This is a genomic window from Rhodococcus sp. 06-221-2 (genome assembly GCF_002258365.1).
Taxonomy (GTDB): domain Bacteria; phylum Actinomycetota; class Actinomycetes; order Mycobacteriales; family Mycobacteriaceae; genus Rhodococcoides; species Rhodococcoides fascians.
This window is the reverse complement of the sequence record NZ_NOYJ01000025.1, coordinates 333,907-349,934: the sequence shown is the minus strand read 5'-3', so window position 1 is coordinate 349,934 and position 16,028 is coordinate 333,907. Positions and strand designations below refer to the sequence as shown.

Here is a 16,028-nt window from a genome sequence, read left to right as displayed (position 1 = left end):
GTATTTCTGGTCATGGGTCGACTGCAGTCGGCGAACATTCTCAGTACGCGACCGGAAGCGGAGCAATGACCGATTCGAACGGCACCACCGAAGCGAGCCCCTTCGAGACCCTCACCCCGGAACAGTTGACCGAACTCTGCGGACGCGGATTCGACGGCGTGGTCGGACTGACCTACCGAGAAGTGACCGGCGACGTCGTTCGCGCAGAGTGGGATGTCACCCCGCAACTGCACCAGCCGGCCGGGATCATGCACGGTGGTGTTCTGTGCGCCGTGGTGGAATCGGTTGCCAGCATCGGTGGATCGGCCTGGTTCGGTTCGCGCGGTCATGTCGTCGGGGTGAACAACAGCACGGACTTCCTGCGAGCAACGCGCTCGGGCTCTCTTGCCGCGCACGGACATCCGATCCATCGAGGCCGCACCCAACAACTCTGGCAGGTCGACATCTCCGACGAGGGCGGCCGCCTGGTGGCACAGGGCAAAGTGCGGCTGGCGAATATCGAAAACACAGCACGTCTGGGACAGTGAAGCCCATGACCGGACACGACGATGTCGTTCCCCCTTCCGCCGGCGGTGCGCTGAACGACGACGCGTTCGCCCGCATCGAAGCACTCTTCGAGCCCATCGATGCCGATCTGGCGCAGCACTATCCGGGAGACCGAATAGGCGGGCAGCCCTCCCACACTGTCTACGTCCCGGCCTCCGAGGCGTCCGAGAACATCCCGGCCGCATGGGGAACCGCAGCCCTCGGCCTGCTCGATGCGCATCCCGAGGTCTTCGCCGGCCTCGGCACCACCGATGCTCTACCGGTGGTACGGGACCGGCTGAACGCAGCACCGATCCAGGACCTCAGGTTCGATTTCGAGGACGGCTACGGGTGGCGCTCCGACGCCGTCGAGGATCGTCACGCCGCGGCAGCAGGTGCAGCGTTGGCTGCGCTGGCACGCGACACGGCGGGCCCGTCGTGGCTGGGCATCCGTGCGAAAGGCCTTGCCGCTCATGAGCGTCGGCGTGGCATTCGAACCCTGGAACTCGTCCTGGACGGGGCCGGGGGAGTGCCCGACGGGTTCGTGTTCACAGTGCCCAAACTCCGCGCGGTCGAGCAGGTTTCGGCCGTGGTCGCGTTGTGCGAAGAACTCGAGCGGGCTCACGGTCTTCCCGATCGGGCACTCCGTTTCGAGTTGCAGATCGAAAGCCCACAGGCCGTGATCGGTGCCGACGGTACGACGACGTTGGCGCGTGCGATAGCCCGCGCGGATGGTCGCTGCACGTCGCTCCACTACGGCACCTACGACTACAGCGCGGCGTGTGGAATCACGTCGGCGCAGCAATCTCTGGCTCATCCGGTGGCAGACCATGCCAAGAACGTCATGTTGGTTGCGGCAGCGCAGACAGGCGTGTGGGTGTGCGACGGGTCCACCCAGGTGGTTCCGACCGGTAGCTCCGAACAAGTGGCAGCGTCGGCGCGGCGCCACTTCGATCTGGTGACCAGATCCCTCGAGCGGGGCTTCTACCAGGGGTGGGACATGCACCCCGGTCATCTGGTGACGCGGTGGTTGGCCACGTTCGAGTTCTTTCGTCACGCGATGCCCGTCGCCGCAGCTCGGCTGGGCAACTACCTCGATCGTCGCGGCGGAGATGTGATGGACGAGCCGGCGACGGCGCAGGCTCTCGCGGGCGTATTGGTACGCGGCCTGGACGCGGGCGCGTTCGGGGTCACCGAACTGCAGGACGTGGCCCCTTCTGTCGACCGAAATGTCCTGCGGGGTCTGCTCGATCGGTCGGTCACCGTGCCCTTGGGCTGACTGCGTGTCAGAATTGCCGAGCATCATCACCGATCGGACGGAGAACCTACATGCGGTTGTCTCCGCACGAGCAGGATCGACTGCTCGTCAGCTACGCCGCCGAACTCGCGCGGCGGCGCCGTGCTCGCGGCCTGAAACTCAATCACCCCGAGGCGATCGCGGTCATCACCGATCACCTCCTCGAGGGTGCTCGTGACGGAAAGTCCGTGGCCGAGCTGATGGCGTCGGGCCGGGAAGTGCTCACGGCCGACGACGTACTGAGTGGTGTGCCCGAACTGCTTCCCGAGGTGATGGTGGAAGCGACGTTTCCCGACGGAACGAAGCTGATCACTGTGCACGAGCCGATCTCGCCCGAGCGCGGAGACGGCCATCTGGTTCCGGGTGAGATCTTCACCGTCGCAGGAGATATCGAGATCAACGATGGCGCCGAATCGATCACCTTGACGGTGGTGAACGGCGGCGATCGACCGGTGCAGGTGGGAAGTCACGTGCATCTTTCTCAAGCGAACGCCGCCCTGCAGTTCGATCGCGATCGCGCCTACGGGTGTCGGCTCGACATTCCGGCCGGCACTGCCGTGCGCTTCGAGCCGGGCATCGAGCAGACGGTGCAACTCGTGCCCCTCGGTGGGACCCGCGAGGTATACGGCTTGAGCATGACACCTCCAGGAAAGTTGGACAGCTGATGGCGCGTATGAGTCGCAGTCGATACGCCCAGTTGTTCGGCCCCACGACGGGTGATCGGATTCGGTTGGCCGACACCGACCTTCTGATCGAGATCACCGAGGACAGAAGTGGTGGTCCGGGCAAGGCCGGCGAGGAAGCGGTGTTCGGCGGCGGCAAAGTGATCCGTGAGTCGATGGGCCAGTCACGTGCCACCCGGGCAGACGGTGCCCCGGATACCGTCATCACCGGAGTGGTCGTCGTCGATTACTGGGGAATCATCAAGGCAGACCTCGGTATTCGCGACGGTCGGATCGTTGCGCTCGGAAAGGCCGGCAATCCCGACACCATGACCGGCGTTCATCCGGATCTCGTGATCGGACCATCGACCGAGATCATCGCGGGCAACGGAAAGATCGTCACGGCCGGCGGCATCGATTGCCATGTGCACCTCATCTGCCCGCAGATCAAGGAAGAAGCCCTGGGCGGCGGCATCACCACGGTGATCGCGGGTGGTACCGGGCCCGCCGAAGGGAGCAAGGCAACCACCGTCACCCCGGGTGCCTGGCATCTGTCCAGGATGCTCGAATCTCTCGACGACTGGCCGATGAACATCGTGCTGCTCGGCAAAGGCAACACGGTCAATCCCGATTCGATGTGGGAGCAGTTGCGCGGCGGCGCTTCGGGATTCAAGTTGCACGAGGATTGGGGGTCGACTCCCGCCGCGATCGACGCGTGCCTGCGAGTGTGCGACGAGGCGGGAGTTCAAGCGGCTCTTCACTCCGACACCCTCAACGAGGCCGGATTCGTCGAGACCACCCTCGCTGCGATCAACGGCCGTGGAATACACGCTTATCACACCGAAGGTGCAGGCGGCGGACACGCTCCCGACATCATCACCGTTGCCGCGCAAGCACACGTGCTGCCCAGCTCGACCAATCCGACGCGTCCGCACACCGTGAACACGTTGGACGAGCATCTCGACATGTTGATGGTGTGCCATCACCTCAGTCCGAGCATTCCGGAGGATCTGGCGTTCGCCGAGAGCCGCATTCGGCCGTCGACCATCGCGGCCGAGGACTTGCTGCACGACATGGGAGCGATCTCGATGATCGGCAGCGACGCCCAGGCCATGGGACGTATCGGTGAGGTGGTGCTGCGAACCTGGCAGACAGCTCACGTCATGAAGGCGCGGCGCGGATACCTGCCCGGGGACAACGGTGCCGACAACAATCGGGTCAGGCGATACGTCGCGAAGTACACGATCTGTCCGGCCGTGGCCCACGGTCTCGATGCGGAGATCGGGTCGATCGAAACGGGCAAGCTCGCCGATCTGGTGTTGTGGGATCCGGCCTTCTTCGGTGTGCGTCCGCACATGGTCATCAAGGGCGGCATGATCGCGTGGGCCGCGATGGGCGACGCCAATGCATCCATTCCTACGCCGCAACCCGAGCTGCCGCGGCCGATGTTCGGAGCGTCACCCAAGGCAGCCGCTGCGACGTCGCTGCATTTCGTTGCGCCACAAGCGATCGAGGACGGTCTGGCCGATCGCCTCGCGTGCGATCGCCGTCTCGTTCCGGTTGCGAACGTGCGCGGGATCAGGAAAGCCGATATGCCGCTCAACGATTCGCTTCCGGAGATCGAAGTCGATCCGGACACCTTCACCGTGCGTATCGACGGCGAGGTATGGAAGGAACAACCGGCGTCCGAATTGCCGATGGCGCAACGGTATTTCCTCTTCTGATGGCCCTAGGATCCCTCTCGTCGACTGCGTCGTCGTACGCTGCACGTCGACAGGTCACAACCCTTCTCTCGCTTGCAGATTCGCGACTTCCCACCGGTGGGCACGTCCATTCCGGGGGAGTCGAAGAAGCGATCGCATCAGGTTTCGTGCGCGACATCGATACCCTCGAAGCATTTCTGCGTCGACGAATTCGGACGTCGGGAGCCACGGCGGCATCCATCGCGGGTGCGGTTGTTCTCGGCTCGTTGGATACGGATGCGGCCGACGCCGAGTGCGATGCCCGGACGCCGTCGCCGGCAGTGCGAGCTGCGTCGCGAGCTCAGGGTCGGGGGCTGCTCAGGTTGGCCAAATCAGCATGGCCGCATCATGATTGGCAGTCCATCGGCCGGCGGCCGCATCTGGCCGTCGCGGCCGGGCACGTGGGACTCGCAGCCGAGCTGTCCGTCGCCGACACCGCGGCTGTGCAGGTGTACATCACCATGACCGGCTCGGCGATCGCGGCGCAACGTCTGCTTGCGCTCGACCCCGCCGAGGTTGCCTCGTGCACCATTCGGTTGGGGGACTTCTGCGATGAAGTGGCCGACGCCGCGTGCGCATCGCTTCCGGTTCTGATGGAGCTGTCCGATCCGCTGCTGGACATGTTCGCGGAAGCCCACGCCGTCCGCGATCGCCCATTGTTCGTATCCTGAATTCACGACCGCTGACACGGTTCTCGACCGCAGTACCGTTTTCTCGACCGAAGGAGATGTCATGCCCCCGCACCTGATCGACGGTGAGCCCCACGACCACGGGTTGGACCGACCCAAGCGCACACGGGTCGCAGGCGATGCTTTGCGTGTGGGAATCGGCGGACCCGTCGGGTCGGGCAAGACCGCCTTGGTGGCCGCCTTGTGCCGCCAGCTCCGCGACGAGCTGTCTCTGGCCGTGCTCACCAACGACATCTACACCACCGAGGATGCCGACTTCTTGCGGCGGCACGCAGTGTTGCCGGACGAGCGCATCACGGCCGTGCAGACCGGCGGCTGTCCGCATACCGCGATACGCGACGACATCACCGCCAATCTCGACGCGATCGACGACCTGATCGAGAACAACCCCCCTCTCGACCTGATTCTGGTGGAGTCCGGCGGCGACAATCTCACCGCCACGTTTTCGTCCGGTTTGATCGACGTCCAGATTTTTGTCGTCGACGTCGCGGGAGGAGACAAGGTGCCTCGTAAGGGTGGTCCCGGCGTGACGTTCTCCGACCTGCTCGTCGTCAACAAGACCGATCTCGCGCCGTACGTCGGTGCGGATCTGGGTGTCATGGAGCGCGACGCCGCGCAGGTGCGCGAGGGTCGTCCCACGGCCCTGATCTCTCTCACGGACGATCCCGCAGCAACGACGGTGCTCGGCTGGGTGCGTGAGCAATTGAAGGTCATCGCCGACGCCGACGCACACGACCACGCGCACTGAACGATGCACACCGAGCTCCGCATCGACGCGAGTCGTCGACGCAGTCCCCGCATCACATCGGTCGGCGGACTCGCAGGTAGGCAGACGGGGCCCGACACCGTCCACTTGATCGGCACCGCGGCCACGCCTCTCGGCGGAGACACCATCAGCGTCAGGATCTCGGTGGCTGCCGGCGCTCGTCTGGATGTGCGCAGTGTGGCGGCGTCCTTGGCGATGCCCGGTGCAGCACAACGTCATTCGTCGGCGCACTGGCACGTCGAGCTGGGGGCGGGGGCGTCACTCGTCTTCGACCCCGAGCCGATGGTTGTCGTGTCCGATGCCTCTCACACGGTGCTCAATGTCATCGAATTGGAACAAGACTCCGATCTGTGGCTGCGTGAGCGCGTACAGATCGGCAGGCTCGACGAGGTGGCGGGACAGTGGGCGAGTTCGATGCACTGCGATGTGGGAGGTACGCCGCTGTTGCGCCACCGGGTGGAACTGGGGGAGGGGACGGTGGCGCACGACGGCTTGTCGGCACCGATGTCGATGTCCAGCACGCTTCGCTATCCGGACAGTCGGGATTCCGAGGTCGATCTGGCGGGCGGCACCGTGCGCTTGGCCTTGGCCGGGGGTGGCTCGCTGAGTACCTCCGTCGGTCATCGCCTTCAGCCGACCCGATAGATCGGGCAGGGCAGAAAGAAAGGGCTCCGTCCGACGATGTGCGTCGGACGGAGCCCTTTCTGCTTCGCTTACCTTGCGGGTGCTGCGTGGATCAACCCGCTGCTTTTTCGCGTTCCTCTTCGACCTCGGCCGTCCGCTTGTTCACGTCGCCCGCTTTCTCGAGAGAGTTCAGTTGTTCGATGGCAAGCCGCGCGAACACCTGCTGCTCCGTCGATGCCATCTGAGCACGGCCTCTACCGAGGAACGTGACGAACCAGGAAATGACCGTGGTGATACGGCTGCGGTACCCCACCAGGTAGTACAGGTGGAGGGCGAGCCACATGAGCCATGCGATGAAGCCACCGAACTCCAGCTTGCCGACCTTCGCCACCGCATTGAATCGCGACACCGTGGCCATGGAGCCCTTGTCGAAGTACTTGAAGGGTGCTCGCTGGGTGGGGTCGTCCTGCCCCTTGACCGATGCCTTGATCAGCTTGGCTGCGTAGGTGGCACCCTGGATCGCACCCTGTGCCATGCCGGGAACGTCCTTGACCGACATCAAGTCGCCGATGACGAAGACGTTCGGATGACCCTTGACAGTCAGATCCGGTTCCACCAGAACTCGGCCGGCGCGGTCCGTCTCCGAACCCGACTGGTCGGCCAGCTGCTTGCCGAGCGGGCTGCCCTGCACGCCCGCGGACCAGACCTTGCACTGAGCCTCGATACGACGCGTGGTTCCGTCTTTTTCCTTGACGGTCAGGCCGTCGTTGTCGACGTCGGTGACCATCGCGTTGAGCTGGATCTCGACACCGAGCTTCTCGAGCCGTTCGGCTGCCTTGCGGCCGAGTTTCTCGCCCATCGGGGGAAGGACGGCCGGTGCGGCGTCCAGCAGGATGACGCGCGCGTCGCGGGGATCGATGTTGCGGAACGCTCCGTCGAGGGTGCGGTCGGCGAGTTCTGCGATCTGCCCTGCGAGTTCGACACCCGTCGGACCTGCTCCGACGACGACGAACGTCATCAGGCGGTCCTTCTCCTCCTGGTCGTCGGAGAGTTCCGCCTGCTCGAAGGCTCCAAGGATGCGTCCGCGCAGTTCGAGTGCATCGTCGATTGTCTTCATGCCGGGCGCGAACTCGGCGAAATGGTCGTTACCGAAGTACGACTGCTGGGCACCGGCGGCCACGATCAGGCTGTCGAACGGGGTGACGGTGACGCGCTCGAGCAACTTGGACGTGACCGTCTTGGCCTCGAGGTCGATGTTCAGCACGTCGCCCAGCAACACCTCGGCGTTCTTCTGCTTGCGCAGGATGACGCGGGTAGTGGGAGCGATCTCACCGACGGACAGAATGCCTGTGGCCACCTGGTAGAGCAGCGGCTGGAATAGGTGGTGGGTCGTCTTTGCGACGAGGGTGATGTCGACGTCGGCCTTCTTGAGCGCCTTGACGCCGAACAGACCTCCGAACCCGGAACCGATGACGACGACACGGTGACGCTTCGATTCGACCGGTTGGATGCTCATTACCTGCTCCCTAGACGTTGCGATGTAGCCACAACGGTAGTCGCCCCGGGGCGGAGCGTCTCGCCAAGGGCCCAGCTACCGGTCGTCGGGCAGCTATCGCTGTCGCGGGGAACTACGGGGCAGTAGCCGACCTCTTGGCCAGTTCCACCGTTGCAGCGCGCAGCTCGTCCGCGGAATCGATGGGCTCGGCGTAACCGACTCTGGTGTAGGCCACACCGCGCGGTGTGTGGACGTTCAGATCGAGGCCGTATCGATCTGCGGCCGTACACGTCGCTGAGGTCGCGTCCGGGTAGCCCCCCAGCTTTCGGGCCATCGCCAACAGAGACGTCGAATGGTCCGCGTTGAGGTGCTCGACGGCATAGGCCGAGGACGGAGACACGGGATCCGGGGACGCCTCGGAGTACGCGTCGGCCGTCGCCGAATCCATTCGGCCGTACCCGCCGACCCATCGCACCCGATGCACTCGCATGACCCAAAGCGTGAAGTCGCTGTAATCCACGTAGTACTTGGCGGCCGGCACCGCGTCGAGATGCGCTTGTCGTGCGGCAGTGAGCTCGGCTCCTGCCGGTCGCTCGACCACCCCGGCCAGCGTGATGCGGCCCGAGGCCAGCGGGTCCGTCTGTGACTGGGGTGCAACGATCGACAGACTCGCTCGTGGATCACCGTCGAGATTTCGACCATGCTCCGCCATCCGCGACACGCACAGCACGGGTGCTCCGTCGAGCAAGCCGTATGTCACGAACGACGCCCATGGATCGCCGTCGGCGGTCAGGCTGGCCAGCGTCGCGATATTGGTGGACGCAGCGATCGTGCGCGCCTCCTCGGCCGCCGACGGACGACGCTCCGCGACCACCGGAGACAGAGGAGGGGGAACGGACGGGGCGTCGCCGGGATCGCCGTGATCGAGTGCCATGGGCGGCAGTCTACGTTCGTCCCGGAACGAGATGGTGTGCGTGCGTGACCGGGTTGCCGATCAGCACGAGTCGAACAGAGCAACCATAGGAGCGTCAGGCTAGCGGCCGACGAACGCGACGTCCTCTGTGGCGACGGCCGATGCGGTTCGGCCGGGTGCGGTCTGGTTGTCCCAATACATGTTCGTGTGCGCGATGACCTGCTGCGGTGTGGGCAGGGCGGGGTCCGGCAGGTTCTCCGTCGTGTGGGCGTCGCTGACCAAGGTCACGTCGTACCCACGAATCAGAGCTCCGTGCAGAGTCGATCGCACACAGAAGTCCGTTTGCGCGCCGGCAACCACCACATGACCGACGCCGGCATCGGCGAGCACCTCCTCCAAGGACGTGCCCTCGAAGGCGTCTCCATGCTTCTTGTGCACCAAGGCGTCTCCGGCTTCGATCGGAAGTTCCTCCACGAGTTGCCAGCCCGGGCTGCCGGACACGAGCTCGTGGTCCGAGGAATGCTGCACCCAGATCACCGGTGTGTCGGTCTTTCGCGCTCGTGAGACCAGTCGCACCATGTTGTCGACGACGCGAGTGCGATCGAGGGCGGCGGCCATGACGTCGTTCTGGACGTCGACGATCAGCAGCGCAGTTGCAGGGCGGTCGGGCAGGGTCGTCACGTCGTCTCCATCGAGTATCCGGTTCTGGTCAGCTATCCGACGTACGCGGCCAGGTGCTTCGCGGTCAAGGTGGATCCGTCCGCCACCAGATCTGCGGGGGTGCCCTCGAAGACCACGAGGCCGCCGTCGTGCCCGGCCCCGGGGCCGAGGTCGATGATCCAGTCGGCGTGGGCCATGACGGCCTGATGGTGCTCGATGACGATCACCGACTTACCCGAATCGACCAGGCGGTCGAGCAACCCGAGCAGTTTGTCCACATCGGCGAGGTGTAGCCCGGTGGTCGGCTCGTCGAGTACGTACACCCCACCCTTCTCGGCCATGTGTGTCGCGAGCTTGAGTCGTTGCCGTTCGCCGCCCGAGAGAGTCGTCAGCGGCTGGCCGATCTTCAGGTAGCCGAGTCCGACGTCATTCAGCCGTTGCAGAATCTTTTGTGCTGCAAGCAGTTTCGCCGGTCCGTCGGAGAAGAAATCCTCGGCCTCGGCCACCGACATGGACAGCACCTCGTCGATGTTTCGGCCGCCGAAATGGTACTCGAGTATCGAAGCTTGAAACCGTTTCCCCTCGCACACCTCACACGTCGTAGCAACGCCGGCCATCATGGCGAGGTCGCTGTAGATGACTCCCGCCCCATTGCACGTCGGGCAGGCACCCTCCGAATTGGAGCTGAACAGAGCGGGTTTGACCGCATTCTCCTTCGCGAAGGCTTTGCGGATGGGTTCGAGCAGACCCGTGTAGGTCGCGGGGTTGCTTCGCCTCGATCCGCGGATGGCACCTTGATCGACCGAGACCACATCGTCGGTGCCCGAAAGCGACCCGTGAATCAGCGAGCTCTTACCGGAGCCCGCCACTCCGGTGACAACGACCAGCACGCCGAGTGGAACGTCGACGTCCACGTCTCGCAGATTGTGCGAATCCGCCCCTCGAATCTCGAGCACCTCAGAGAACTCGCGAACCGAACCCTTGAGACTCGCGCGGTCGTCGAAATGGCGGCCGGTGACCGTATCGCTCTGCCTCAGTTGGTCGACGGTGCCCTCGAAGCAGACGTGCCCACCCGCACTGCCGGCACCGGGCCCCAGGTCGACGACATGGTCGGCGATGGCGATCGTTTCCGGCTTGTGCTCCACGACGAGAACGGTGTTTCCCTTGTCCCGCAACTGCAGAAGAAGGTTGTTCATCCGTTCGATGTCGTGGGGGTGAAGACCCGTCGTCGGCTCGTCGAACACGTAGGTGACGTCGGTCAACGACGAGCCGAGATGTCGAATCATCTTCGTGCGCTGCGCTTCTCCGCCCGACAGTGTGCCCGACGGCCGATTCAGGCTCAGGTAGCCGAGGCCGATCTCCACGAACGAGTCCAGGGTCTCGCTCAGCGTCGTCAGCAGCGGTGCGACCGACGGTTCCTTCAGGCCTGCGACCCACGTGGCCAGATCGCTGATCTGCATCGAGCAGGCGTCGGCGATGTTGATGCCCTTGATCTTCGACGATCGTGCACCCTCGTTGAGCCGCGTTCCGTCGCATTCGGGACACGTGGTGAACGTGATCGCACGCTCCACGAACGCCCGGATATGCGGCTGCATCGCGTCGACGTCCTTAGAGAGGAACGACTTCTGGATCTGAGGGATCAGGCCCGAATAGGTCAGATTGATGCCCTCGACCTTGATCTTCGTGGGCTCTCGATACAGCAGATCGTCGAGCTCTTTCTTCGTGTATTTCGCGATGGGTTTGTCGGGGTCGAAGTAACCGCAGCCGCGAAAGATTCTGCCGTACCAGCCTTCCATGCTGTAGCCGGGAATCGTGATGGCGCTCTCGTTGAGGGACTTGCTCGCGTCGTACAGGGCATTCAAGTCGAAGTCGCTGATCGAGCCGCGTCCCTCGCAGCGCGGGCACATTCCACCGGTGACGGAGAAGGACTTCTTTTCGGTGGTCTGACGACCTCCCTTGTCCACCTTGTAAGCACCTGCACCGGAGACCGATGCCACGTTGAACGAAAAAGCCTGTGCAGAGCCGATATACGGCTTCCCCACTCTGCTGAATAGAATGCGAAGCATGGCATAGGCGTCGGTGGCGGTTCCGACGGTGGAGTGGGGATTGGCACCCATTCGCTGTTGATCGACGATGATGGCCGTCGTGAGCCCGTCCATCACATCGACGTCGGGCCGCGCGAGAGTCGGCATGAAGCCCTGAACGAAGGCGCTGTAGGTCTCGTTGATCATGCGCTGGGATTCGGCCGCGATGGTGCTGAAGACGAGGGAGCTCTTTCCGGACCCGGAGACACCGGTGAACACCGTGAGGCGTCGCTTGGGAAGTTCGACGCTGATGTCGGCGAGATTGTTCTGCCGCGCGCCCTGTACTCGAATCAGATCGTGACTGTCGGCGGCGTGCGCTGCCGATTTCTGCGTGACCTTGGTCGTCGCCATGCTCGCGGTGTCTCCTGATCGTCACGGCAACCGAAACCGAGAAGGTCGATTGCACCGAGGTATGTGTGCGATCACGGTAGTCGTATCGGAACGCGCATGCTTCTCGATTCCTGATCGATTCCTGTCACCGCCAACGCGTGGGTCAGACGCTGCAGATCTGCGGCGGACGATTCGAGCAACGGTCGCCGCACCGTGGCGTCGACCAGCACACCGATGGCGACCAAGGCCGCCTTGGCCATGATCGCTCCCTGGGTGGTGCGCATGACGGCCTCGACGAGAGGTAGCAGCGATCGCTGTACCGCGTTCGCGCGAGTCAGATCTCCGGCACGGACCGCGTCGAAGAGGTCGGCGTAGCGGTCGGCGACGACATTGCCGACCACACTCACCGAACCCGTTGCACCGCAGCACAGATAGGGCAGGGTCAATTCGTCGATACCGCAGTAATAGGCCAGGTCGGTTTCAGCCATGACGTTCATCGCCTCGTACAGGTCGCCTTTCGCGTCCTTGACCGCCGTGATCGAGGTGTGCCGCGAGAGTTCGACCAGCGTCGACGCGTCGATCGGCACACCGGTCCGAGCCGGCACGTCGTACACCATGACCGGGAGGGCTCCGGCATCGGCGATGGCGACGATGTGATCGGCGATGCCGGCCTGCGTGGGGCGCGAATAGTAGGGGGCGGTGACGAGCAACGCGTCGGCCCCTGCATCGGCGGCACGTCGCGCCGACTCGATCCCGGCGGAGGTGTCGTTGGTGCCGACACCCGCGATCACGCGCAGGGCGTGGCCCGAGAATTCGCGCGTCGCCGTGATCAGATCGGCCTGCTCACGCGGCGTGAGAGTCGGTGCCTCTCCGGTGGTGCCGGCGACGACGACGCCGTCGCAACCGGTCGCGAGCAAGTGGGTCAGCAAGGCGTCCGTGCCGGTGCGACTCACCTGCCCATCGGTGTTCATCGGTGTGCACATGGCAACCAGGTTGGTGCCGAACGTCGACGTGGCCGAAGAAGTGGACATGTTCATCGTCCGAGTGTGAGCCCACATGATCGTCTCGGTCCAGCGATGTAATTTCGGCAGTATTGCGTACCGTTGCTTCATGATCGATGTCAATGCACTCCACGCCCTGCGTGCAGTTGCCGCCCTGGGCACGCTGGCGAAAGCGGCCGACGAGCTCGGCTACACCGCGTCGGCCGTCTCCCAGCAGATCAAACGGCTCGAACGCCAGGTCGGAACGCCGGTACTTGCGCAGGCGGGCAGAGGTGTTGTCCTCACGCCGGCCGGACGGGCAGTGGTCGAATCTACGGACGAGGTGTTCCACGCTCTCGAGCGGTGTCTGGAGTCGGCGAGATCGGCAGACGAAGGTGTCGCGTGCGGGGTGGTGCGAGTGGTGGGATTCTCCACTGCGATCCGCGGTCTGCTCGCACCTGCACTCGCGACCTCGAGCGCTCGCTATCCCGACCTCACCGTGCAGATCGGGGAGGAGGACCCGGATCGGGCGCTGCACAGTGTGCATTCGGGAGCAGCTGACCTGGCGCTGGTGCACGACGCCGACGGAGTTCCCGCAGTGGCTCCTCGCTCGATCGTTCGGCGATCCATTCACACCGACCACGGCGATGTCGTCATGAATCGAACCCACCCCCTCGCCGCAGGGAAGTCTCCCCTGACACCGGCGGACCTCGCGACGTACCCGTGGGTGACGAGCCCGGCGGGCACGTTGTGCCACCAGTGGTTTCGTCGTTTATTCGCGGACATGTCGAGCGAGATCGACGTTCGCCACCTCGTCGACGACTTCTCCACTCAGCTTTCCCTGGTGGAGGCAGACAATGTGCTGGCACTGATTCCCCGTCTCGCGAGACCGCCTCTGGGCCCGGCGCTCGTGGCGGTCCAGCTGGCGCGCGCCCCCAAGCGAGAAGTGCATGCCGCGTGGAGGCGCAGCGCCGATGCGAGTCCGGCGATCCACGCCGTGCTGGACCTACTCGATTCGCTCGCGCTGCGACGAGGTCAAGATGACGAGTAGACCTGTGGCTCGTGTCATGGCCACATACGTGTCGACCGCGCCTGTGATGCCGGAGCCGAACGAACCCGGGTCGATCAGAACGACCAGATCGAATTCCAGACCTTTGGCGAGCTGCGGTGTCAGCGAGCTGATTCGATCGGACTGCGGAAAAGTAGGATCACCGATCACGCATGCGGTTCCGCCGGTCGTCGAACCGAGCCACTTGGCGAGAACCGTCGCTAGAGACGCGACGTCACCGTATTCGACCGGCACGCCGGTTCTGCGTATCGACGTGGGAACGTTGGCGTCGGGCAGCGCCGCCCGGATCACCGGCTCGGCCACGTCCATAATTTCCTGCGGCGTCCGGTAATTCACGCCGAGAGCGGCGACGGTCACCCCGTTGATACCTACTCGTTCGAGCCGATCCGGCCACGTCTCGGTGAAGCCCCGACGAGACTGTGCACGGTCCCCGACGATGGTGAAGCTCCGAGCAGGGCATCGCCGGATCACCATCTGCCACTGCGCATCAGTCAACTCCTGAGCCTCGTCGATCACGATGTGCGCGAACGGACCCGCCAGCGGATCCGTCGGATGGTCCTCGAAGCCGGACGAATCGACGAGTGCATGCCGAATTATCTCCTGGCGGAATTGCGCGGCCATCATCTCGTCGTCGTCGACCGCCATCAACTCGTCGACGACACTGTCCATTCGCGAGCGTTCGATCGCAGCAGCCAGCGATCGGCGTCGTTGTCGTAGAGCATGTTTCGGATCGCCGAGTCGCGCCCGTGCCGCGTCGAGCAGCGGTAGGTCGGCCCCAGTCCAGCGTGTCGCGTCAGCGCGTCGAAGTGCTCGAATGTCGTCCGCGTCGAGCCATGGTGCGCATGTGCGCAGGTATGCCGGAACGCTCCACAGGTCCGCCACGAGGTCTGCGGCATCGACGATCGTCCACGAGCGTTCCAGGACGTCACGCAGATCCTCCTTCAGCTGCAGCGACTGCCGAAATTCTTCGCGGGATCCCTGTGCGGCACAGCGATCGGTCACGATGGTCGTCAGTAGGTCCCAGATCAGCTCGCGAGCCTCGTTGTGCGGCGTACCGGGATCTGGCGCACCGAATGCCTCCACCCAGTCGTTCGGCGTCAATACAAATGTTCCCCAGTCTGTTTCGACTGTGACGTCGTGGGTCGGTGGTTGTTCGTAGAAGGCAACAGCCGCCTCGATGACCGCGTCGACGTCGAGGTCTTCCTTGAGCCGCGCCGCAACAGGATCGGTGTCGTCGAGCGCATGCGTCCCTTCCGCGACGAGGTCTCGCAGGGTGCATGTCCGTACTCCCTCCTCGCCGAGACTGGGGAGTACGCCCGAGACGTACGCGAGGTAGGGCTGATGCGGACCGATGAACAGTACTCCGCCGCGGTTGTGTCCTATCCGTGAGTCTGCGTACAGCAGGTACGCGGTGCGGTGAAGGGCAACAACAGTTTTCCCGGTTCCCGGTCCGCCGTCGACCACCAGTGCCCCGTGCGCATCGGCTCGAATGATCGCATCTTGATCCGCCTGGATCGTGCCCAGTACGTCACGCATCCGAGGTGAGCGCTCGGCACCCAGACTGGCGATGAACGCGGACTGATCGTCCAGCGCGGCGTTGTCGTCCAGAGACGTGGGATCGAACACTTCGTCCCAGTAGTCGGTGATGCTGCCGTTCGTCCACCGATAGCGGCGACGGCTCTTCAGCCCCATCGGGTTGGCATGGGTTGCACCGAAGAACGGCTCGGCAGCGGGGGAGCGCCAGTCGACGAGCAGTTGCTCGCCCGCATCGCCGAGCAAGCCGGTACGCCCCACGTACACCGGTTGGTCCGAGTCGATGGGGACGAACCTCCCCAGACACAGATCGGCACCGTAACGACGCAGTTGGCGCAGTCGCCCGTTCAATCGGTGAATCTCGAAATCACGTTCCATCACCTCCTGCCCCATCCGCCCGGATGACTTCTGGATGGCGTTCAATCGAGCGATCGTGTCGGAACGTGACTTCTCGATGCTGGCGGTGATTGCCGAAAAGTGCTGTCGGTCATGACCGATGAGCGTGGGTTGGCGCTTCGGTGCGAGCCTGTCGGGGAGGTCGAAGACATGGGGCGGCACTGATTTCACGGGACTCCGATCCGATGGTGCGGGTGTGCAGCGAGCCATTCTGAACCCTCCACGGGGTCTTGCCGCAAGACCCCGGGTGAGCTATACATTGA

Annotated in this window: 14 protein-coding genes; 8 read left to right on the top strand and 6 right to left on the bottom strand. The window is 64.2% G+C overall.

The genetic code is table 11. The features are described from left to right. Positions 1–65: 65 nt before the first annotated feature. The 7 genes from CH281_RS14095 (at position 66) to CH281_RS14065 (ending at position 6,326) form a co-directional block, all read left to right on the top strand. The gene (locus tag CH281_RS14095) at positions 66–527 is read left to right on the top strand and encodes a PaaI family thioesterase (protein WP_027497142.1); all 462 of its coding nucleotides are present in this window, start codon (positions 66–68) and stop codon (positions 525–527) included. A 5-nt stretch (positions 528–532) separates the two neighbouring features. Further along, on the top strand, positions 533–1,804 hold the full coding sequence (locus CH281_RS14090) for a DUF6986 family protein (protein WP_051365386.1): 1,272 nt from the start codon (positions 533–535) through the stop codon (positions 1,802–1,804). A 50-nt stretch (positions 1,805–1,854) separates the two neighbouring features. Further along, on the top strand, positions 1,855–2,487 hold the full coding sequence (locus tag CH281_RS14085; RefSeq protein ID WP_094694518.1) for an urease subunit gamma: 633 nt from the start codon (positions 1,855–1,857) through the stop codon (positions 2,485–2,487). Further along, the gene (locus CH281_RS14080) at positions 2,487–4,208 is read left to right on the top strand and encodes an urease subunit alpha (RefSeq protein ID WP_027497140.1); all 1,722 of its coding nucleotides are present in this window, start codon (positions 2,487–2,489) and stop codon (positions 4,206–4,208) included. Before CH281_RS14085 ends, CH281_RS14080 begins: the two co-directional genes overlap by 1 nt. Further along, positions 4,208–4,897 carry an urease accessory protein UreF gene (locus CH281_RS14075; protein ID WP_052073775.1) on the top strand — a complete coding sequence of 230 codons (690 nt, stop codon included), beginning with the start codon at positions 4,208–4,210 and terminating at the stop codon, positions 4,895–4,897. Before CH281_RS14080 ends, CH281_RS14075 begins: the two co-directional genes overlap by 1 nt. 61 nt (positions 4,898–4,958) lie before the next feature. Further along, entirely contained in the window at positions 4,959–5,663 is a 705-nt protein-coding gene (ureG, locus tag CH281_RS14070) for an urease accessory protein UreG (RefSeq protein ID WP_032370566.1), read from the top strand. 3 nt (positions 5,664–5,666) lie between these two features. Further along, positions 5,667–6,326, top strand: coding sequence for an urease accessory protein UreD (locus CH281_RS14065; protein ID WP_032366181.1), 660 nt, complete (start codon positions 5,667–5,669; stop codon positions 6,324–6,326). A 91-nt stretch (positions 6,327–6,417) separates the two neighbouring features. Here CH281_RS14065 and CH281_RS14060 read toward each other — a convergent pair whose 3' ends face one another. From CH281_RS14060 to dapA, 5 genes are all read right to left on the bottom strand, one after another. Continuing rightward, complete coding sequence (locus CH281_RS14060; protein ID WP_032366182.1) at positions 6,418–7,821, bottom strand: NAD(P)/FAD-dependent oxidoreductase; 1,404 nt, start codon at positions 7,819–7,821, stop codon at positions 6,418–6,420. Positions 7,822–7,933: 112 nt separating this feature from the next. Continuing rightward, a complete protein-coding gene (locus CH281_RS14055; protein WP_094694516.1) occupies positions 7,934–8,734 on the bottom strand; it encodes a HugZ family pyridoxamine 5'-phosphate oxidase in 801 nt (266 codons plus the stop codon). Between the two features lie 99 nt (positions 8,735–8,833). Then, on the bottom strand, positions 8,834–9,394 hold the full coding sequence (locus CH281_RS14050) for an isochorismatase family protein (protein ID WP_094694514.1): 561 nt from the start codon (positions 9,392–9,394) through the stop codon (positions 8,834–8,836). Between the two features lie 32 nt (positions 9,395–9,426). Further along, positions 9,427–11,808: an ATP-binding cassette domain-containing protein gene (locus CH281_RS14045; RefSeq protein WP_094694512.1), complete on the bottom strand. Its 2,382-nt coding sequence runs from the start codon at positions 11,806–11,808 to the stop codon at positions 9,427–9,429. 71 nt (positions 11,809–11,879) lie between these two features. After that, positions 11,880–12,824 (bottom strand): 4-hydroxy-tetrahydrodipicolinate synthase, encoded by a 945-nt coding sequence (dapA, locus tag CH281_RS14040; protein WP_094694606.1) that lies wholly within the window; start codon positions 12,822–12,824, stop codon positions 11,880–11,882. A 73-nt stretch (positions 12,825–12,897) separates the two neighbouring features. On the opposite strand from dapA, the gene CH281_RS14035 reads away from it, so the two are divergent. Continuing rightward, a complete protein-coding gene (locus CH281_RS14035) occupies positions 12,898–13,818 on the top strand; it encodes a LysR family transcriptional regulator (RefSeq protein ID WP_094694510.1) in 921 nt (306 codons plus the stop codon). Here the strand turns inward: CH281_RS14035 and helR are convergent. Continuing rightward, positions 13,774–15,936, bottom strand: coding sequence for an RNA polymerase recycling motor ATPase HelR (helR, locus tag CH281_RS14030; protein WP_094694508.1), 2,163 nt, complete (start codon positions 15,934–15,936; stop codon positions 13,774–13,776). The two genes, CH281_RS14035 and helR, sit on opposite strands and share 45 nt — an antisense overlap. Positions 15,937–16,028 lie beyond the last annotated feature (92 nt).